Origin of the sequence: Sutcliffiella horikoshii, assembly GCF_002157855.1 — a bacterium.
Lineage (GTDB): Bacteria > Bacillota > Bacilli > Bacillales > Bacillaceae_I > Sutcliffiella_A > Sutcliffiella_A horikoshii_C.
Genome location: NZ_CP020880.1, coordinates 948,376 through 968,844, shown reverse-complemented (window position 1 = coordinate 968,844; position 20,469 = coordinate 948,376). Strand labels below are relative to the sequence as shown.

Annotated in this window: 15 protein-coding genes; 6 read left to right on the top strand and 9 right to left on the bottom strand. The window is 40.8% G+C overall.

Annotated elements, in window-relative coordinates; all coding sequences use genetic code 11:
- Positions 1-220 precede the first annotated feature (220 nt).
- Together B4U37_RS05120 and B4U37_RS05115 are read right to left on the bottom strand one after the other, a co-directional pair.
- The gene (locus B4U37_RS05120) at positions 221-1,348 is read right to left on the bottom strand and encodes a histidine kinase N-terminal domain-containing protein (protein WP_088017379.1); all 1,128 of its coding nucleotides are present in this window, start codon (positions 1,346-1,348) and stop codon (positions 221-223) included.
- 111 nt (positions 1,349-1,459) lie between these two features.
- Entirely contained in the window at positions 1,460-2,206 is a 747-nt protein-coding gene (locus tag B4U37_RS05115; RefSeq protein WP_088017378.1) for a YqcI/YcgG family protein, read from the bottom strand.
- A gap of 196 nt (positions 2,207-2,402) precedes the next feature.
- On the opposite strand from B4U37_RS05115, the gene B4U37_RS05110 reads away from it, so the two are divergent.
- Positions 2,403-3,545 carry a SpoIIE family protein phosphatase gene (locus B4U37_RS05110; protein ID WP_088017377.1) on the top strand — a complete coding sequence of 381 codons (1,143 nt, stop codon included), beginning with the start codon at positions 2,403-2,405 and terminating at the stop codon, positions 3,543-3,545.
- Between the two features lie 198 nt (positions 3,546-3,743).
- Here B4U37_RS05110 and B4U37_RS05105 read toward each other — a convergent pair whose 3' ends face one another.
- From B4U37_RS05105 to B4U37_RS05080, 6 genes are all read right to left on the bottom strand, one after another.
- A complete protein-coding gene (locus B4U37_RS05105; RefSeq protein WP_088017376.1) occupies positions 3,744-4,571 on the bottom strand; it encodes a CheR family methyltransferase in 828 nt (275 codons plus the stop codon).
- Between the two features lie 89 nt (positions 4,572-4,660).
- Positions 4,661-7,462 (bottom strand): hybrid sensor histidine kinase/response regulator, encoded by a 2,802-nt coding sequence (locus tag B4U37_RS05100; RefSeq protein ID WP_088017375.1) that lies wholly within the window; start codon positions 7,460-7,462, stop codon positions 4,661-4,663.
- Between the two features lie 162 nt (positions 7,463-7,624).
- Complete coding sequence (locus tag B4U37_RS05095) at positions 7,625-8,251, bottom strand: metal-dependent hydrolase (protein WP_088017374.1); 627 nt, start codon at positions 8,249-8,251, stop codon at positions 7,625-7,627.
- Between the two features lie 465 nt (positions 8,252-8,716).
- A complete protein-coding gene (locus B4U37_RS05090) occupies positions 8,717-9,436 on the bottom strand; it encodes a DUF2161 domain-containing phosphodiesterase (RefSeq protein WP_088017373.1) in 720 nt (239 codons plus the stop codon).
- 20 nt (positions 9,437-9,456) lie between these two features.
- Entirely contained in the window at positions 9,457-12,591 is a 3,135-nt protein-coding gene (locus B4U37_RS05085; protein ID WP_088017372.1) for a DEAD/DEAH box helicase, read from the bottom strand.
- Between the two features lie 102 nt (positions 12,592-12,693).
- Positions 12,694-13,197 carry a hypothetical protein gene (locus tag B4U37_RS05080; RefSeq protein WP_088017371.1) on the bottom strand — a complete coding sequence of 168 codons (504 nt, stop codon included), beginning with the start codon at positions 13,195-13,197 and terminating at the stop codon, positions 12,694-12,696.
- Positions 13,198-13,282: 85 nt separating this feature from the next.
- On the opposite strand from B4U37_RS05080, the gene B4U37_RS05075 reads away from it, so the two are divergent.
- On the top strand, positions 13,283-13,879 hold the full coding sequence (locus tag B4U37_RS05075; protein WP_088017370.1) for a vWA domain-containing protein: 597 nt from the start codon (positions 13,283-13,285) through the stop codon (positions 13,877-13,879).
- Between the two features lie 70 nt (positions 13,880-13,949).
- On the opposite strand, the gene B4U37_RS05070 is transcribed toward B4U37_RS05075, so the two are convergent.
- Positions 13,950-15,452 carry an amidase gene (locus B4U37_RS05070; protein WP_088017369.1) on the bottom strand — a complete coding sequence of 501 codons (1,503 nt, stop codon included), beginning with the start codon at positions 15,450-15,452 and terminating at the stop codon, positions 13,950-13,952.
- A gap of 193 nt (positions 15,453-15,645) precedes the next feature.
- On the opposite strand from B4U37_RS05070, the gene B4U37_RS05065 reads away from it, so the two are divergent.
- The 4 genes from B4U37_RS05065 to B4U37_RS05050 all read left to right on the top strand — a co-directional run bounded on the left by B4U37_RS05065 (position 15,646) and on the right by B4U37_RS05050 (position 20,457).
- Entirely contained in the window at positions 15,646-17,076 is a 1,431-nt protein-coding gene (locus B4U37_RS05065) for a hypothetical protein (RefSeq protein ID WP_088017368.1), read from the top strand.
- A 183-nt stretch (positions 17,077-17,259) separates the two neighbouring features.
- Entirely contained in the window at positions 17,260-17,664 is a 405-nt protein-coding gene (locus B4U37_RS05060; protein ID WP_088017367.1) for a sporulation protein, read from the top strand.
- Positions 17,665-17,772: 108 nt separating this feature from the next.
- Positions 17,773-19,251, top strand: coding sequence for a spore germination protein (locus B4U37_RS05055; protein ID WP_088017366.1), 1,479 nt, complete (start codon positions 17,773-17,775; stop codon positions 19,249-19,251).
- A 15-nt stretch (positions 19,252-19,266) separates the two neighbouring features.
- Positions 19,267-20,457, top strand: a complete 1,191-nt coding sequence (locus B4U37_RS05050; protein ID WP_157663719.1) for a Ger(x)C family spore germination protein — start codon at positions 19,267-19,269, stop codon at positions 20,455-20,457.
- Positions 20,458-20,469: the final 12 nt, after the last annotated feature.

The following is a 20,469-nucleotide window of genomic DNA, read 5'->3' as shown; positions in this document are numbered from 1 at the left end:
CACTACGCCTGGATTTCCACCAACCATCCAGTCTCTATCTGCTGCAATAAGGAGAACTACTTTTATACATGACTACCATTCTATTTATTTACTAAGCTCTACTCGGCTAAATTTCGCTAACACACTTAAACGCTTAAACGCTTTTAGGTGTTAAAGTATTGTTATTAAGATAATACATATTTTAACGCTTGTCAACAAAAAAAATCCTCCTGAATGATGCTTAGGAGGATTTTTCACTTTTTAAAGTGTTAGGTAAACGAATAACAAAACTGGTCTTGTCATCATTTGATCGACAATATATTTCACCATCATGCTTTTCAATTAATTTTTTGCAAATATACAAACCTATCCCTGTACCTAAGTCTTTAGTTGTAAAGAACGGTTCAAAAATTGCGTGGATCGCTTCCTCTTCAATTTTCGGTCCATTATTAGTAATGGACAGCTCGGTAAATGCCCCGTTTTCCACACATACCACTTGAATCGTGCGAGATCCGTCCGTCATCTGTTGCAGCGCATCGATTGAATTAATAATCAGATTCAGAAAAACCTGCCTTAATTCATCTTTATTGGCAACCATGTTTATGGAAGGATCAATGTCCAATTGTATGACTACGTCTCCATCTAGTAAGCTCGGATACAAGAATTCTACCAACTCCTGCAACAGGAAGGACATATTCACTTCTTCCCGCTTACTCTCAATCAACTCTTTTCTCGAAACATGTAAAAATTGAGAGATACGATAATTAAGTTGATCCAATTCATGACGCATTATTTCTAAATATGGATGATCAGGAAGTTCGTTCTGCAAGAGCCTCGTGAATCCGATAACAGAAGTTAACGGATTTCTGAATTCATGGACAAAACTTGAGCTCATCTGTCCAAGAATAGTAAGTCGCTCTTTATGGGTTTGGTTAATATATAGTTCTTTTTCTTCCAACTGTTTTTCTTTAATTTGCGTGTACTTTCTAACTGCAAGATAAGAAAACTTGTCAAAAAGAGCATTTATTTGATCAATGAAAGGTTGCAGTTCCTCACTAGGAATGCCGGAATCCCATACCCACTTTACCACTTCACTTCTACCTGTATTCACATTGAAAACAAACTCGCTGATATTGACATTAGCTTGCACTCGTTCATGTGCCGTCTTATTTGCGAGCTTAATGATTTCGTCTTCAGTCAGTGGATTTTTAATGGCTTTTTTAATTAGCTGATACATCTGCCAGCCGTTTCGAACTACTTCTTCCTTGTATATATCATCTTCGGAAATGACACTTTTATTTCGCCAATTCCGGATAAATTGATCATGATTTTCTTCTAAAAACAAAATGAGTTTCTGAGCAGCGTCCATACTTGCCAGCCACCTTCTACGTTATTTTCGGACAATCTATATCTATCATACCAGAAAATTTAAATAGAAGATAAAATATTCTGAACATAAATATCGATAGCAGGACACTTCCTATTTCTTCATCATAGAAAAAGGACATTTACCTTCCATAGGTTTTACATCGTCTCCAATAAAATATTGTTTCCATTCACGATGATCTGGGTCTCCGTAGTGACTGATATTAGGGTGTGTTGGAAGCTGATCCCATTTCTCTACACGCTCCCTTACCTTCTCACGGGACATAATACCACCCTTTGATGTCCCTTCCAATCCTTCAAATATCCTTCTTGGCTGGAAACCTAGGATGAGGCTGTTCCCTAAATCTCTTGTCTTTCTCTGCTTGTAGGCCGGAGCATTTCCGAAGACGAAATACGGCTCTTCTGCAAAGGAAAAGGCCCACAGGTGATGATCTGGATCTGTTGGATAATCTTTAGGCCATGGTTGATCATCTTTTATATGTAAAAACTGTAATATATCCCAGAAATATTCCCTATAGTATGGTATAGTTTTTTCTTCTTTCTCTGGCTCCACAAAAAGAAACAGTCCATGTCGAACGAGTGGCTTCTCTGGATCAAACAGGGCGTTAAATTCTTTTAACGTATCCGGTAGATGACTCCAATTATCATGACTAATATAGGAATACCGAAGTTCCCCTTTCTTCTCTGCACTCATTCCAAAATAACAAGGAAATGTTTTATTTGTTACAACTTCCCGGAAATTTTTATATTCTTGCACCACCCATTTGGGTACAATCTTCTCATTTGTCATTTGTTCCTTTGTCAGCAACTTACCTTTTGTGGAACGAACTGCGGTTTCCATTACATCACCTCTAAAGTTAGTAGTTAAAGAACCTTCCTAACAAGCAAACTACCCTTAAACCTGATAGCCAAAACATGGACACCCCCCACCATAAATACAAAAAATATATTTTGCGAAAAGGTTTAATTCATTTTAGAAAAGGGTATTTAGATGTGGGGTGTTTACAATTTAAGAAAGATAGAGGAGAAAAAAGGATATGGGCATACTGATTGTCGATGATAACCAAGTAAATTTATTCGTTATAGAAAATATCTTAAAAAGAGCGGGATATAAAGATTACTTATCCTTCACATCCGCAAATGAGATGTTTGCATATTTACATAATGACCATTCTGCTTCGCCTAAAATGCCCGTTGATATTATCTTAATGGATATCATGATGCCTGAAATCGATGGTATTGAAGCATGTAGAACACTCCAGACCATTCCACACCTGAAAGACATCCCTGTCATTTTTGTAACGGCGTTAGAAGATTCTAATAAAGTAGCAGAAGCATTGGATGCAGGTGGGCTGGACTATGTAATGAAGCCAATCAATAAGACAGAACTATTAGCACGTATCCGGGTGGTCCTTCGCCTTAAGCAGGAAAAGGACAAAAATAAAAAACAGGCCGAAAAGATCAAAAGCCAATTGGATCTCTCACAGCAAGTGCAAAACAGTCTGTTGAGTGAACCAATCATTGAAGACAGATTTGTTGTAAAAGCTTCTTATATTCCTGCTTATAAGTTGGCTGGCGACATGTACTACTGGTATAAGATTGACAAGTCAAGATACGCAGTCATCCTTCTCGACATGATGGGACATGGTATCTCCGCTTCTTTAGTATGCATGTTCATCTCTTCTGTACTGCGAGACTCCATCAGAGGATGCGCTGACCCCGAATTTGTTATCAGTGAATTGAATAGATGGATGCATGCACTGAATTTACGCAATCAGCAAATTCCATATTATTTTACAGCTATTTACCTTGTCATCGATACAAATGACAAATCAATGGAATATGTGAATGCTGGTCACCCCGCAGGTTTTGCACTCGTTGATGAAGATGAAGTAGTGGAGCTATCTAATCGAACATGCGCCCTTGGATTTTTTGAGACCGTGGATGTTAAAAAGACAAAAATCACATACAAAGATTCCGTTCAAATCATGCTTTATACAGATGGTGTGGTGGAAACAATGGAAAAAGTGGGCATGAATCAATACCCTCAGTTCATTAAATCTGCCTCTAAACTCTGGGACCTTCCAAACATCCCAGAACCTATTAATCTAGTCTTACCTGATGACATGCAAACAGAAGCCTCAGACGATATGTGCGTCGTAATGATACAGGCAAAATAATAAACTTAGAGTAGAATTATACAGTTAATATAATCCCAATGATTGAAGTGGAAAGCGCGCAGACGCCCGCGGGAGGAAGGGACAGATGAGACCCCGCAACGGAGTGGGAAGGCTCACGGACCGTTCGCAGGCAAGCGAAGCGCTTGGAACGGAAATCAATGTATTTAGATAACCTAAATATAAAAACGGAGAGCAGGATTAATATCCATGCTCTCCGTTTTTTTTGCGATATATCTTATCATACAAATCAAACTCTTCAAAACCAGGGTGAGCATCAAGGCGCAACGCCTCTTTGCTTCCAAGCCCAAGGAACCCCTCTGCTCCCAGACTCTCCTGGAACAATTGAATGACATTATGCTGCAGCTCCAAGTTAAAATAAATCAACACATTCCGGCAAACGATTATATGAAACTCGTTGAACGAACGGTCTGTCACAAGATTATGCTGTGCAAATACAATTCTATTCAACAAGTCTTCATTAATATACGCGAACTGATGATCAGAATGATAATATTCCGAAAAGGCTGTTTTCCCGCCAGCTTGCATATAGTTTTTCGTATAAGTTTTCATTTTAGAAAGAGGAATGATGCCTTTTTGTGCTTTCTCCAGGATCTTCTCATTCATGTCGGTTGCATAGATTTTTGACTTATGCCCAACTCCCTCTTCTTCCAAAAGAATAGCCATGGAATAGGCTTCCTCTCCAGAAGAACACCCTGCATGCCATACCCGGATTTCCGGCAATTCTCTTAAAAGAGGGATTACCTTTTCTCTGAATGACAAGAAAAAGGTAGGATCTCGGAACATCTCTGTAACATTGATTGAAAAGTCATCTAATACTTTTTGCAAAAACACATCGTGGTGTATCACTTTTTCTGTCAGCTGAGAGAGGTTTTTCAATCCTTCCAGCCTTAATCTATTTTCCACTCTTCTCATAATGGAAGACTTCATATATTTTCGAAAATCAAATCCCGAAAGCCGATAAACTGCGGTTAAAAATAAATCTAACTCCAAGTCTTGCTTGTCCACTTTTAATCTTGCCTCCAAAATCTCAAATCTTACAAAAAGGAACGGCTACTCGCGTCCAACGAATCGTAACCGTCCCTTTTGTCAATATCCTAATTTTTCGCGACCCAAACTCGCATGGCAGACAATAGCTGATCTAGTTTAAGTGGTTTACTAATATAATCCGAAGCACCCACTTCCAAACATTTTTCTCGATCACCTTTCATCGCTTTAGCCGTTAGGGCAATGATTGGAACGTCTTTATGTTTTTCTAGATTACGTATCGTTTTAATTGCCTTATATCCATCCATGACCGGCATCATGATATCCATTAAAATGATATCTACATGCTCATTTTCATGCAGAATATCCAGACATTGCAACCCGTTCTCGGCTGTTAAGATATTCATATCCTCTTTATTCAAGGCATTGTTCAGGGCATAGACGTTTCGATGGTCATCATCTACGACTACAACCGTCTTTCCTTTCAGGATATTAGAAAAATCTTCCTCTTCTACTGTTTGCGGCGCTCTGATGACTTCCTCTTTCCTCGCCATATCTAGAACCATGTTTTCCTCTTCCAACAACTCTGTCTCGGAAGTGGAGGCTACTTCTTGCCATGCTGCCTCTACTTCTTGCAGTTGAGGCATTCCTTTTGGCAGACTAGGAATCAATAGAGTGAAGATACTCCCTTCGCCTTCTTCGCTTTCCACAAACACACTGCCTCCCAATAGGTTGGAGAATTCCTTGGAGATGGAAAGGCCAAGTCCAGTTCCACCGTACTTTCTCATAGTCGCTCCATCGCCTTGATGGAACGCTTCAAAGATGAGGGATTGCTTGTCTTTAGAAATACCAATACCGGTATCTTCCACAGAGATTTTCAACCAAGTATCCGCCTCTACATTTACATTTGCTCTTAGAAGAACCCTTTTTGGAGCTTTTTCAATTGTTACGGACACTTTTCCTTGTTCTGTGAACTTAAAGGCATTGGATAAAAGATTTTTCACAATCTGTTGAAGACGCTGTTCATCCGTGAAAAATACGTCCGGTAACTGATTGCCGCGAACAATCTCGTAATCCAGCTTTTTATGCTTGGCAATATGGGTGAACTGAAGCTCAAGACGGTTTATGAACTCTTCCACATTCACTTCCCCAAACATTACTTCCAGCTTTTTCACTTCCACCTTGGAAAGATCCAAAATATCATTAATCAGATTCAGCAGATCCTGACCAGAAGAATTGATAACACGGGAGAACTCTCTTTGTTCATCTGTCAATTGGCCTTCCGGATCTTCTGCCAGCATTTCGGATAGAAGTAGAATACTATTAAGCGGTGTTCTCAGCTCATGGGACATATTTGCCAAGAACTCTGATTTATATTTGGAACTAAGTTGAAGTTGTTTCGCTTTTTCTTCAAGCTCCGTTTTCGCTTTTTGAAGATCAGCGGATTTCTGTTCCGCATCACGTGAACGCTCTTCAAGTTGCTCGTTGATCATGCGCAGTTCTTCTGATTGAGTTTGTAACTCTTCTGACTGAGCCTGTAACTCTTCCGATTGAGATTGGAGCTCTTCTGTCTGCGCTTGTGATTCAAGTAACAAACGCTCGACTTCCATTCTTCCTAAAATATTCGTAATAGCAATCCCTAGCGTTTCAAGCACTTTATTTAAAAGCTGGCGATGTGTCTTTGTGAATTCTGTCAGCGTTGCCATTTCAATGACGGCAATGACTTCATCTTTTATAATGACAGGAGCAATGATAATGCTCTTCGGTTTAATATGGCCAATTCCTGTCGTTACGACGGAATACCCCTCAGGTACATCTTCAAGAATAATCACCTTCTTGTCCCAAGCACACTGCCCTACTAATCCTTCACGAAGCTTATATGCTTCTCCACCAACATCTTCCGCACCGTCAGCATAAGTGGCAACCTTCTTATAGGTACCTTCTTTTCCTTCTCCGTCCAACAGGTAGAACGCGCCAAGTTTTGCATCCATCAAAGGTGTCAAGGTGGCGATGAACTTTTCGGCAAGCGAATCGGTGGATACATTGCGATGGTAAAGGTTGATAATATCGGCAGAGTTCGTTTGCACCCAGTTTTGTCTGCCAATCTCTTCTGTAAACTGTTTTTCTTTCACATGATAGGATTCAATGGAAGACGCCATCGTGTTAAAAGCTTCCGATATCTCTCCAATTTCATCCTTTATGTTTGTAGTAAGTCTTGGCAAAGTGGATAGGTCATCATAGTTAATGTCCTTAATTCCATTCTTCACTTCATCTAGTCTTCTGTTAGTGCTTCGTATCACCCAGAGTGTGGTCATGATTATTATTAGCAATGAAAGAATCACAGCCGCAATCATGGTGATTATAAGAGTTTGATAGGTTTCATTGGCGCTTGCCAAAGTATCTTCCATATACGATTCCTGTAAATCTTTGAAATCTGATATGTCTTGCAGAAGCGCTGATCTTGTATCTAGTTGAGAGACATAAATTGCTTGCAGGTCTTCATTGGAAGCACCATTACTAATTTGAGAGACGATTTCTTGCTCCATACTCCAAAAAGAGTTATAACGCTCTTCAATATTCCTCAATAAAACTTTCGTCTGGTTTTTATTCAGTACAGCTTCCAATTCAACTATATTGTTTCTGACAGTTTCCCTGTTTTCTGCAATATTGGCTAGATTGTCAGTAATGTCCTCCGAATCATCCCTATTTATTACAAACAACAACTGTCTATCTGTTTCGTAGAACAGCTGCCTAATATCAGTTGCTTTGTTAACTTTGTAATACCTGTCCTCTACTATTTCCAGCATATTTGTCTTCATCGAATTGGTCATAATTAAAATTACAGACAATAGCACAACAAGCGAAATTACCGTAATTCCCAGACCGACAAATTGTTTTTTCTTAAAGCTCACCGCAACTCCCACTTTCATTGGTTTTTGATGCTGAAAACGTGCATAACTATCTAGATTTATTATACCAGTAAGAGGAAACAGTGGTCGAGTATGGATGCTTGGATTTTGGGATATTTATTTATAGAAAAAGGGCCATGCCCATTTCTGGACTTAGCCCTCTCTTCATATTTCCTTTGATGAAACCGGCAGGAACAATTTAATCCCTCTTTTATTGAAAGGTAGTACTTTCATATCAGCGACTAAATGGCTTATATAGGAAATGGTGCATGTTAAAAATACTCCGTCGATAGAAAGAGAGTGTTCTAGTTTTAAAGCTATGTAAGTGAAGAAAGCAGTACCAATAATGGAATGCGTGTAGCTTCTGTGGGATACTATGGAGGCAATTATAATGTAGACACCAAAAAGGATCATCCACATTTCCTGTAAGCTCATCCCGCCAAGTAAAACGCCTGCACCAGTGATGGTCAGCATATGTCTTTGTTTGATGAGAGAGGAAATGACAATCATAAGAGCTCCGATGCCGATCCCCCTGAACTTTTCCTCCAATGTTCCTTCATATAAACTATATAAAATCATCATGGTTCCTATTATTTGTGCAATAGTTCTTGTCACCGTGTGGGATAACGTTATACGTCCGCGAAGTTTTCCGTCAATATCAAGATCTGGCACAAGGCCTGATATAGTTCCTAAGCTGACTAAAATAAGAGTTGTAGTTGGTGTTGTCTGCAGCGTGTTAGCCACAGCAAAACCTGTTGCTGCCCCAATGGCTGCATGTGCGGTACCATTCATGTGTTGTTTCACCTCTGTCTGACCTTCAGTAGTAGTGTAGTGATGTTTCGGGTTTGGGAAACCACGGGTTAAGTCGCACCATATTTCAGCTATTTTACATGAAAACATTTGTTCTGTTCAGAGGCAAAAGTCCTGAATGTTGGGGACTGGGGACTTAGGGTGGGGGTATGTTCGGTAAATTGCGGTTTATTTTCATCTTTTTCAGGAGTAGAAATTACGAATCGCCCGATTGCACCTGTAAATCGCCCGATAATCGCAATAATCGACCGTAAATTTAAATTTTCGCCCGATTCCCCAAAATTTCCGCCCGATAACCTTGAATTATCGGCCGATTTACGTTCGCAATACCCGCTGTAGGTATATCAACGTCGACTTCAGCGTCCTCCTATAGGGGGAATAAACCTAACTATCCATCCCTATATAAAGGACCCTCCCGCCACTTAGTAGCGCAACAGGGTCCCGGACTCACTCTTTTTCCTTCAAAAAATGTTCCACAAGCTCTATATGTTCGCGAAGGTCCGTTTTCCCTTTTTCACTTATCACATAGGTCCCGCGTTTCACCCGTTCAAACCAACGGTAATAGTTCTTTGTCAAAATAGAAGAGGTTTTCTCACCAGTACCTAAATCGCGCAGTGCCTTTGGAGACAAAGGACCGAATTTCTCCAAATAACAGGCAATCTTAACGCAATTCTCTTTATAAGCAGTTCTTATCTTCACACGATTGCTTCCCCCAAGGTTCACATCCGAAGAACGTCCGTCCATTTCCTTCAACAACGCATCACGCTTGCGTTTATTTTGGCGCATGCTTTTTGCCCGATCAAATGGAACCGGATCGAACATGACCTCCACACGCTTACCCCGCCCGCTGAATGATACGACAATCAAGCCCAGATCAAGCCGCTTAATTAAATGACACAAATCTGTCCAACGCTTTGAACGTCTGCTAAATGACGGTTTTGGGATTGCTATATACACAAGATCCGTTAACTTTTGCCTTTTTGTTGCTTGGATGAGAAGCTGTACATTTAAAGTCAGTTTCAACTCCACAACCACTACTGCATCTCCTTTTACCATTGCAATATCGCAGTCGTTCACTTCCCCGTAAACCTCATAGCCTTCTTTCACAAAATACTTTTGAATAGGCTTATACAAGTCCACTTCATATAATTTTTTCTTCTCTGTCATAGCTCACACACCAACCTCCCTTATATGGAAAGAATCTCTCGGATGTCGTCGTCCGTCAATGAGTTTGATACTCTCTCGTCAGGGTCTATGATTTCTTCTATTAAATGTCTCTTTTTATCTTGCAGTTCGTTCATCTTTTCTTCAATTGTTCCCCGTGCCACAAGCTTAATCACTTGGACCGTTTGGGTTTGCCCCATTCGATGTGCACGATCCGCAGCCTGCTCTTCCACTGCCGGATTCCACCAAAGGTCATATAAGATAACAGTATCGGCACCAGTCAGGTTAAGACCAGTCCCACCTGCCTTAAGTGAAATTAAGAAAAAGTCTCTTTCCCCAGAGTTGAACCGTTCACAACGCTCCACCCTTTCTTCTGAAGGAGTTTGTCCGTCAAGATAAAAATAGGGCAGTCCCTGATAGGCAAGCTCCCTCCCTATCAGCTCCAGCATCTTTGTGAATTGGGAGAATATAAGCACCCTTCTGCCTGAACGCTGAGACTCTTCGATCAATTGTATGAGCATTTCGAACTTGGCAGAGCTACCCCTATACCCGTGTACAAAAAGTGAGGGATGGCAGCAAATCTGACGGAGCCTTGTTAACCCCGCTAGTATACGAATTTTATTTTTCCTCAATGTGTCTTTGTTCAAATGCTTTAATGTATCATGTCGAAGTTTTGCAAGATAGGCCGCATAAAGCTTCTTTTGCTCAGGTAAAAGCTCTACCGATTCCAAGCTTTCGATTTTCTCCGGCAACTCTGCCAATACATCCTCCTTCACCCGTCGAAGCATAAATGGCCGGATCCTACGTGCAATGGTTTTTCTCGTCAAATTGCTGTACTCCTTCAATCCCATAAACAACTCAGGAAAGACAACATGAAAAATAGACCACAGCTCTTCCAACGAATTTTCTACAGGTGTTCCTGTTAGAGCAAATTTATAATCGGATTTCACTCTTTTCACTGCTCGAAACGTCTGTGTTACTGGATTTTTAAAGGCCTGTGCTTCGTCAAAAAACACCGTATGGAAATGGTTAGTCGTATAAAGATTAACATCGCGTCGCAGCAAAGGATACGAGGTGATAACGACATCCACTTCCTTTATTTGCGAAAAGGCCTGCTCTCGGTCCTTACGAGTTCCATCCATAATAAAGGCGTTGATCTCTGGTGCAAATTTTCTTAGTTCCCCAAGCCAGTTATAAGTAAGAGAAGATGGTGTTACAATTAAAATCGGACATTTTTTATGGCGAATATCAGGTAGCTCCGAGAGGATGAATGTGATACTCTGCAAGGTTTTCCCGAGTCCCATATCATCTGCCAAAATCCCGCCAAAACCATAGTGAGCCAACGTTTTCATCCATCTGTATCCATGTATTTGATAATCCCTTAATATCTTATCCACTTGATTTGGAACTGGAATATTTTCACTAGCCGGATTACGGATTTCCTCCAGGAATTGCCGGAAACTTTCTTCTAAGGTGAACACGGCATCATCTGTTACAGAGTCCATCATTTTGAATCCTTTAATAATAGGCACATTCAAACCTTGTTCTAGATCCTCATCTTGTACTGGATTGGCTTGCAAGAAGCGTTGAATCTCTTCAAATTCCCTAGTTTCCAAGGAAAGCAAGGAGCCATTGTTCAAGCGATAATATTTTCTTTTTTCCTCCAGTGCACTTAAAAGTTCCCTGATTTGGGATTCCGGTATACCATCCATTTCAAATTTAAATTCAAGCCAATTGGTCCGCTCTTTTTTTACCCTGATACGAATTTGGGGTTTAGTCGGCTCCCTGAAAATTCTATTTCTAATAGCCGTCGTTGCATACACTTGTACAAAGCGTTGCAACTTAGGTAGCACATGATAGAGAAATTGATATTCCAACTCTTCGTTGTGCAGAAAGTATCCTTCTTCTGTACTTCCGAATTTACTGTCCTCCATGAAATCAAGAATTATTTGCTCCTTATCATAATCGCGGATAATCATGGTGTTCATGCGATGCTCTTTTGGATCTAACGGATTGATCATCACCTGTTCATATTGAAACTCAATACTTGCTAAAAGCCGGTTTTTTACTCTGTCCAGATACAGCTTCGCTACTAACGGAGTTTTGGCAAAACGTTTGGCAACCGTTTCATCAAGTTCCACTTTTCCAAGTTTCCGTAAGCCTGGGACTACCTTTTCGACAAACGTCTGCACTTGATTGAGAGCAATAGGGATGGAATTTGTCTTAGAAGCATCCAACATTCGTTTCAATTCAGCAAGTCTACGACAGTCATCTGTGTCCAAGGAAATAAAGAAACCGTTCTTGAAAACAGTATTATAGGCTCTAAAAACGAATAAATCGTTTAGCCCATCAATCTTCAGCACAACCCCATTTGCATTTTCTTCTGTAAAAGAAAAATGAAGGGAAAGGGGCTCTTTTACTAACGCAAAGCCATCGTATGCCTGTTTATTAACATGCATTTCCACATCTACCTGCTGTAAAAGCGATGCAACTTTTCTAAAGGAGGATGGTGGGAGAATTAGTTCTTGCGGTAGTAGCTCTATTTCCTCCAAAAATGTTTTTTCATCATCAAGCATGTCTATCAAATGCTGAATTACAGCATCCACTTCTTTTTTAAAGCAATGAACCTCTGGATCAAACAAGTCACTACGTTTTCCATTCTTTATGGCCTGTAGTAGTTTACGTGGATCTTGTACAACGCTCTGTTTCAACGATAGCCCTATACCAAGGAAATTCTCCTTATCTTTTACTACCGGTTTCATGGCAAATGCTACGTCTACCACTTCTCTTTTTTCAAAATGGAGCTGACTGCCGCTTGATGGTTTCTTATCTGCTTGGAATAGTCGGAACACTTCTTCTGACAGGTCATGTTGTGAATAATGGTTTTCATAGATCGTCAAAAGCACAGCTGCAATATGCTGACATTCTAATTTTACAGAAGCAAGCTTTGGGCAAGTACAGCTTGTATGAATGTCTCCCGTACCTTCCGCCGTCACGACAACATGGAAATCCTCAGACGTTGAAACGACAGCAATACACCTATCGTTCGTCCATTCTTCTATTTTCACTTTATCCGCTCTGCGAAATGCCTCCCCGCTTTTTAAGGAAACAGAACCACATCTTTCTTGGATGAGTTTTTTATCTACTTTTATGTTCATGTGGTGTTCTCCTTTCGGGGTGGATTTCGACTTTCTAAAGTAGATTGTAACACACAATAAGAAGCACAGCCCCCTAGTCTGGCAAGCTGTGTCTCCGCTTTTCTATATAGTTCTTATACTTTTTGATTTCATATCATCAACCGCTTCGTTCATTCTTGCAAGGTCATAGATCCCCTTCATCAGAAAGAATTTGGCTACAAGGTCTGGGATATCATTTCCGGATAAGGAATACCCAGCGGCACCAAGCAGGTCTTCTGTTTCTTCCTCATCAAGTCCCAAGGCAAAAGCCAATGCCACCATCGTTGTTTTTCTTGGGCGATATTCTGGGTTTGTTCGTATTTTTGAAAAGTGTTTGCGGTCCAAACCGGCCTTTTTATATATTTCCGCATCTGTTCCGCCATTGCGGTCCATATACTGAAACAGGACCTGTTGCAGAGTCGGCTTTTTATTGTTTTTAATGAACTCTTCAATTTCAAAGATATCACTTTTTTCATGTAAAACAGGTGATTCGTTGTAGCAAATGTACTCTTTTGCCTCCAGCTCATCATCTATTTGATGTTGCAATATAAATTCTTCTAATTCCTCCAAAAACTTTTTATCTACCATACCACTACCTCCAAATGTCGCTTTGAAGGCGACCATTTTATGGATATTATTCGTTATTATTATAGCATGAAGGAGGATGATGAAAATGAATAAAAACTTAACTGAGATTATTTTTCTAATGGACAGAAGCGGGTCAATGAGCGGCCTGGAAAAGGACACGATTGGAGGATTCAACTCATTTCTAGAGAGGCAATGCAGACATGAAGGAGAGACACTTGTCACCGCCGTTCTTTTCGACGATGAAGTGGAAACTCTGTGGAACGGTGTGGATGCGAGGAATGTTACGTTAACAAGAGAAGACTATTACGTTAGAGGCACCACCTCCCTTTTGGACGCAATCGGAAGAACAATATTGGACGTAGGAAACCGTTTATCACGTACTGAAAAAGCTTTAAGACCAGGAAATGTAATCTTCGTCATTACTACTGACGGTATGGAGAATTCAAGCGTAGAGTTCACCTATCCGAGAGTAAAGGAGTTAATTCGTCACCAAGAAGAAAAGTACAGTTGGCAGTTCATCTTCATGGGAGCGAACATTGATGTTGCAAAGGAAGCAGAGAACTTGGGGATACACGAGGATCAAGCATTTAACTTTGAAGCTACCAACGAAGGCGTGGAGATGATGTATGAAAATGTCTGTGAGATCATATCTGAGAAAAGGATACAAGTAATAGAAGATTGATATTATGTAAGAAAAAGTAAAAAGGGAAGCCCACCTTCTACATCTACTCGGGTTCCCCTCTTCTTTTCTACTATTTTGCAGCAATGAAAAGTAACTCTTCCATACCTACCCAAAGCTCAGCTTTTTCTATCTGCCCTGCCATCTGCAAGAGCAGGTCTTCTTTCCCGCGCCCTGCCATGAACTGGACACCTATAGGGAGACCTTCCTCTGTTACATGCACCGGCAACGACATTGCTGGCTGCCCTGTCAAATTCGCAAGCTGCGTAAAAGGGACTCTCTTTAAACTTTCTTGCACGAGTTGTTCCACGATGCCCATTTTCTTTAGGAGCGTGGCAGATCCCAATTTCCCCGTCACTTGAAGGGCAATGCTTTCAAGCGGCTTTAGCTTATGATCACCAATTTTCGCAGGTGGGAAGGCTGTCGCAGGAGTTATATAAAAATCATAGGTATCATGGAATTCTTCCATAGCATATGCAGCCACATCCCACTCCCTCATATTGAGGACGAATTCTTGGGCAGACATGGACTTTCCGATTAGACCAAGCAGCCAAGTCGCAGGCTCCACATCATTCACCGTCGCTTTTCTCCCTAGTATCTCCTCAAGAGCAGCAATCATGGCGCTGACTTCTCCAAAGTAGAGGGAGAGATAGCTTGTGGCAACTTTTTTCCCATCTACTGGTGCATCGATTTCTTCTATACTATGACCTTCTGATTCTAAATACTCCAACGTTTTCTTGACCGCTTCTACACAGTCAGGATCTACTTCTGTAACAATTGGTGATTTAGTAGAGTAAGCAATTCGGAGCTTTTTCTCTACTGGTTGTTGCAGGATATCCAAGTAGCTGCCATCATAATCGGGGATGGAAAATGCCGCTCCTTTTTCTTCTCCCTTTAACTCATCCAAGATAGCCGCGCTATCTCTTACGGTGCGTGTAAGCACATGTTCAACTGCTGCCCCCTGCCAAAAACGGCCAAGTTGCGGCCCTACAGGGGTCCTTCCTCTCGTAGGCTTTAACCCAAACAGCCCACAGTAAGCTGCTGGAATACGAATGGAGCCTCCTCCATCGTTTGCCCCGGCAATTGGAACCATCCCTGACGCTACCGCCGCAGCCGATCCGCCACTTGAACCACCAGGGGTGTGAGTAAGTTTCCAGGGATTTCTTGCAGCTCCGTATGCAACAGGTTCTGTTATGGCCATTAAACCAAACTCCGGTACATTTGTTTGCCCTAAAAATTGAAAGCCACTTTTCCTTAACCGACTAACATATTCAGAGTCTATTTTTGATCTATATTTGCTTAGAGCTCTAGATCCCAGCGTTTTCGGTTCACTTTTTATTTCCTGACCTATATCTTTTAATAGAATTGGAACTCCTGCAAATTGCCCTATTGGAACAATTTCTGCAGCAGCTCTTGCCTGCTCGTACATCCTATGGATAACCGCATTCAGTTGGGGATTTTGCGTCTCAATTTCACTGACCGCCATTTCTAACAGTTCAATGGGTTTGACTTCCTTCTTTTTGACCAATTCTGCCAGTCCAAGTCCGTCATATTTTTTGTATTCTTCCCTCTTCAACGTTTATCACCTCTTTATACTCTATTCCTCAATGAAGGTGAATAAACCTCTGTCTCAAAATCAAACATTATTCCATTTGCCAGATGAAGTCCTCCCTATCAACACCAAAGCCCACTCTCCAACATAGGCTATATGACACAGATATATTTTTTAGATCTTGGGCTTGTTCGCCTTAGAGAGGAGCTTGGTATAGATGGAGTTGACTGCAGCACATTGGATGTATTTGATTGGGACACTCGTTATTATCTTTACAATGCTGTTCAGGCAGAATGTGGTGGTTCCTGCCATCCTAGTAACGTTTTTAGTTGGGTGGATCTTCAGCGGTTCGTTCATTTTTGGGCTTCAAACCATATTTAACGCCAGCTTGGTTGCAGCGGGAGAACTGTTCAATATCTTCCTGATTATTGCTATCATGACGGCACTATTACATTCACTTAAATCCTTGGGTACTGATGAACAAATGATTACACCTTTTCAACGGGTGATGAAAAATGGGCATATCTCGTTTTGGGTCATAGTGTTTGTCACCTATGCAATTTCCCTTTTCTTCTGGCCGACCCCAGCCGTTCCACTTGTTGGAGCACTTTTAATTCCAGTTGCCATTAGAGCGGGACTTCCACCGATTGGGGCAGCAATTGCCATTTCACTAGCCGGTCAAGGAATGGCCTTATCATCGGACTACATTATTCAAATAGCCCCATCCTTAACCGCTACTGCTGCTGCAGTTGATATTGGAACGGTTGCTGATCGCGGGTTCATCTTGTCACTTGTTACAGGTGTAGTTGCCATCACTCTTGCTTATATTTCCATACGAAAGCTTATTGTACGACCGTCAAATGAGCTTCTAATAAAATGGAATAATGCAGATGACCAGAATAGTGACACGGATGGCATGACAAGAGGCGGCCCTGTGACAAAAAGCAAATACAGCTCGCTGTTTGCAATCTTGGTTCCAGGCACGTTTCTTGCCATCATCATTTATATGGTACTGGCGAAGTTTTCCGATGTTCTTCCTTCTCTAGAAGGTGGAGCCGGCGCCGCTCTAATCGGTGGGGCTTCGCTGATACTATTAATTGGAGCATCATTCTTCCTAAACGCCCGCACCTCCCTTCAAACGGTCAGTGACAATATCGTCAAAGGTTTCTTATTTGCCTTTAAGGCGATGGGTCCGGTTATTCCGATTGCAGGATTCTTCTTTATTGGTAGCGGAGAACTGGCTTCTAGAATCTTGGGCACACCTGCTGAGGAGACTCCCTCCTTCCTGTTTGACCTCATACTTGCCGGTCAATCCTATATTCCTGAAAGTTCTTTTGTTGCAGGATTTGGAATTCTGCTTATTGGAATGATAACAGGCTTAGATGGTTCTGGATTCTCAGGCCTTCCTCTTGTGGGGGCACTTGCTGGTGCACTTGGGGAGAGTGTTGGTGTGGAGGCTGCCACTCTTGCTGCGATTGGACAGATGGGATCTGTCTGGGTTGGCGGCGGAACCTTGATCGCCTGGTCTTCCCTAGTGGCAGTTGCAGGATTTGCTAAGGTTCCTGTCATGGAGCTTGTGCGGCGGAGTTTTGTACCAGTCATCATTGGGTTGATTGTGGCAACGTTAGTAGGGTTATGGCTGTTTTAATCAATGTAAAGCCTTCATCTATTTATAGATGAGGGCTTTTGATTGTCTAGATGTGTAGATTGGGTATGTATATTTTACATAAGAAAAATATAGGTGAAACTTTTTTTCTATTAGTTCGTATCTTTACTATACGAAAACTCAAAAACACTTTAAGATATTATTCCTTTCGGAGGTTCAAGCTACATGTTAAAAAAAGTAATGAGCTACTTAAATATAGGTTCTCCCCATGTTGATTTAGTTCTTGATAAAAATAAACTAAATCCCGGTGAAAAAGTGACAGGAGCCTTTCATGTGGAAGGCGGCTGGGCAAAACAACACATCAAAAGATTGGAATGTGACCTTGTAAAGGAATTTCAAGGAGATTTGGTTGAAACGGTGGATGCTGTAACGACCATACTCATGTCCAAAAGCATGGACGCAAATGATAAGGCAGAATATCCATTTTGCTATCAGCTTCCCGCTCCTTTAGAACCATCTACTGAACATATAAGCTATCGTTTGAATACACGACTGATCTTTCAGGATGATGTGAAGAGCATTGATCATGATGAAATAGTTGTTCTAGGACGAGAAACAATCAAGGCCTGACTCCTTTTGTGGAGACAGGCCTTTTGTTTTAGATAATATCCCGCATATTTTATCCTGACTTTTGGAAAGGTATAAAGAGGAAATACATGAGGTAAAGAGGTTGTTTAGATGGTGACTTCAATGAAAGCATTAATAATGGAATCTATATCAGAGAATATTGATTCTGTAAAAAATCAATTAGGAAACAGTTCTGACTTACAAGAAAGGGAGCTAGTACTGCCATCCCTAGATACGAAAGTCCATTTGATTTACGTAGATGGAATTAACGACTCTACGAAAATTGAAGATTTCATCTTATCCCCACTAGCAGCTCTATCCATCAGTGATCAACAGGCTATTGATTCCATATTAGAGTTCTTACGCCTTCAAGTCATTCAGAGCACTATAATCAAGACTGCCACTGATATAAATACAGTCGTGCAAATGCTTTTGGACGGAAAAACAGCCATTTTTGTAGAGGGAGAAACGACTTGTCTACTAGCTGATACGGCAAAATGGCCAGAAAGAAGTGCCCCTGAACCAAAAGCTCAGCGTACTTCTACAGGGCCAAACATCGCCTTCAATGAAAATGGAACGTACAATTTATCTCTCATTAGGAAAACAATCAAGAACCCCTTGCTTCGAGTAGAAAAGATACAAAATCCAAACATCCAGACCTCCATTTCATTAGTTTTTATTGAAGGAGAAGTGGATAAAGAAATTTTATCCGAAGTAAGAAAAAAGATTGATACCATAAATATACCAGTTGTCCTAGATGTAAATTATTTAGAAGAAACCTTGATTGATAATACGACATCTCTTTTTCCCTTAACTATTTCATCTGATCGCCCGGATGTGGTGTGCGCCGAAGTACTGAGTGGCAAAATTGCCATTGTCATAGATGGAACACAGTTTGTATTAACCGTGCCATCCGTATTTATTCAATTTTTTCAGTCACCTGATGATTACTATACCTTGAACAGAAGCATCCATACCAGGAGGGTTGGCAGACTTTTCTTCTTTTTGCTATCCATACTTTTGCCTGCTTTATATATTTCCTTCACCCTCTATCATCCAGGCCTTATTCCGACCAGTTTGTTGATTGGACTCGTCGCTCAAAGGGAAATCGTGCCTTTCCCTACAATTGTTGAAGTGTTTGTTTTCCTATGGCTCATCATCATTATTACAGAAGGTTCACAGCGTCTTCCCTCTGGAGTAGTATTGACCGTGGCCATTTTCTCTTCCATCATTTTAGGTCAACTAGCAGTAGAGGCACAACTTGTTCAACCAGCAACACTTGTTGTACTGGCAGCATCGTATGTAATGTCAAGTGTAGTACCTATTTACAGCCTATCACTTGCATATAAACGACTGACTTTTCGCTTCATATTTCTAGCCGCCCTGCTCGGCTTGTATGGAATTTTGATTGGCCTCATTGTACTTTTATTGCACCTCAGTTCCTTACGCTCGTTCGGAGTACCATATTTATCACCTTTGGCTCCATTCCAGCCACAGGACCAGAAGGATGCCATATTCCGCTTACCGATTCAGCATATCATCAATAATGATAAAACCCTATTCAAAGAAGACCCTATGAGAAAAAAGTAAAGGCTGATGGATACTATGTGGAGAAAAAATTTACTACCAATCATTACTTCTTTATTTTTATTTGTAGCAAGTCTAATTATTGGAAAAAATGCAGAAGATTCTCTTATCAGAGATTTAATCATTATCTCAGCTATTGCGGTAGATATGAAAGATGAGGATTTTCTCATAACAGTACAAGCCATTAACGCTCCCTCAGTAAAGGACAGCGCATCAGAGAAATTAGGATTTATTTTGTACCAGGAAAGTGGAAGAACTATTACTGAGGCGCTGCAAAATATCCAGAAATCCTTCTCGCGATTTCTTTTCATGGATGATCTCGAAGTCATTTTAATAAGTGAAGAGATTGCTAAGAAGCGCGGAATTGCAGATGTTGTGAATTACTTGTTTCTAGAGCAGACCATTTCTTCTAATACCATGCTTTTTGTCAGTAAGGAGACGAGTGCTCATGACATTCTCGCTATGTTCACCCCATTCCAGAAAGTATCATCAAAGAGGATTGTGGACACAATAGAGAACATCAAGGAGTACTCTTCCTTTGCCTTCCCGGTCTATCCTAATAGAGTAAAAAACTTTCTTCTAAACTATCCGGTTGTGAATAATGTGATTCCCTATATCAGTATTGCGGGTGATGTGGAGGTAGGTTTAAAAAAGGAGAATATTGAAGCTTATCAACCCAAATCCAAAATGGAGATAAGCGGGATGTCCTATTTCAAAAAAGATAAATTGATTAATTACCTTAGTTTAGAGGAAAGCAAGGATCTCTTATTTCTGATGGATAATGTGAGAGAAGGAGCATTGGAAGCCAGCTGTCCAGAAGGGCCTGGATACTTTTCCTACCAGTACAAAAAGTCTAAAACCAGCTACAAGGTGGATTGGACTGGAGATTCTCCCAAAATTTCCATAAAGGTGAAGACCAATGGAAGAATTACCGAATCTACCTGTAAAACAAGTTTCGAGCATCCAAATATGGATCTTTTCAGAAAACAGATTAGAAACCAACTAGAAGGTTCCATTACTAGCCTAATTCGCAAAAGCCAAGCAGAGAACCTGGATTATATTGGATTTGCCAAGGAACTCTATCTTTCAAAACCAAGTAAATGGCGCGATATTGAAGGAGAATGGGCAAGCATCTTTCCTACTATTCCATTTGAACTTAATACGAATGTATCTATTCGACGGTCAGGAGATGCCATTTCATTAGACTAAGTTAGGATGAAG

Excerpts from the sequence above, each read along its gene's own strand:
- B4U37_RS05065 (WP_088017368.1), top strand. The coding sequence starts at position 15,646 with ATGGAGTTGACTGCAGCACATTGGATGTATTTGATTGGGACACTCGTT.
- B4U37_RS05120 (WP_088017379.1), bottom strand. The coding sequence starts at position 1,348 with ATGGACGCTGCTCAGAAACTCATTTTGTTTTTAGAAGAAAATCATGAT.
- B4U37_RS05060 (WP_088017367.1), top strand. The coding sequence starts at position 17,260 with ATGTTAAAAAAAGTAATGAGCTACTTAAATATAGGTTCTCCCCATGTT.
- B4U37_RS05110 (WP_088017377.1), top strand. The coding sequence starts at position 2,403 with ATGGGCATACTGATTGTCGATGATAACCAAGTAAATTTATTCGTTATA.
- B4U37_RS05050 (WP_157663719.1), top strand. The coding sequence starts at position 19,267 with ATGTGGAGAAAAAATTTACTACCAATCATTACTTCTTTATTTTTATTT.
- B4U37_RS05090 (WP_088017373.1), bottom strand. The coding sequence starts at position 9,436 with ATGACAGAGAAGAAAAAATTATATGAAGTGGACTTGTATAAGCCTATT.
- B4U37_RS05075 (WP_088017370.1), top strand. The coding sequence starts at position 13,283 with ATGAATAAAAACTTAACTGAGATTATTTTTCTAATGGACAGAAGCGGG.
- B4U37_RS05055 (WP_088017366.1), top strand. The coding sequence starts at position 17,773 with ATGGTGACTTCAATGAAAGCATTAATAATGGAATCTATATCAGAGAAT.
- B4U37_RS05095 (WP_088017374.1), bottom strand. The coding sequence starts at position 8,251 with ATGAATGGTACCGCACATGCAGCCATTGGGGCAGCAACAGGTTTTGCT.
- B4U37_RS05115 (WP_088017378.1), bottom strand. The coding sequence starts at position 2,206 with ATGGAAACCGCAGTTCGTTCCACAAAAGGTAAGTTGCTGACAAAGGAA.
- B4U37_RS05080 (WP_088017371.1), bottom strand. The coding sequence starts at position 13,197 with ATGGTAGATAAAAAGTTTTTGGAGGAATTAGAAGAATTTATATTGCAA.
- B4U37_RS05085 (WP_088017372.1), bottom strand. The coding sequence starts at position 12,591 with ATGAACATAAAAGTAGATAAAAAACTCATCCAAGAAAGATGTGGTTCT.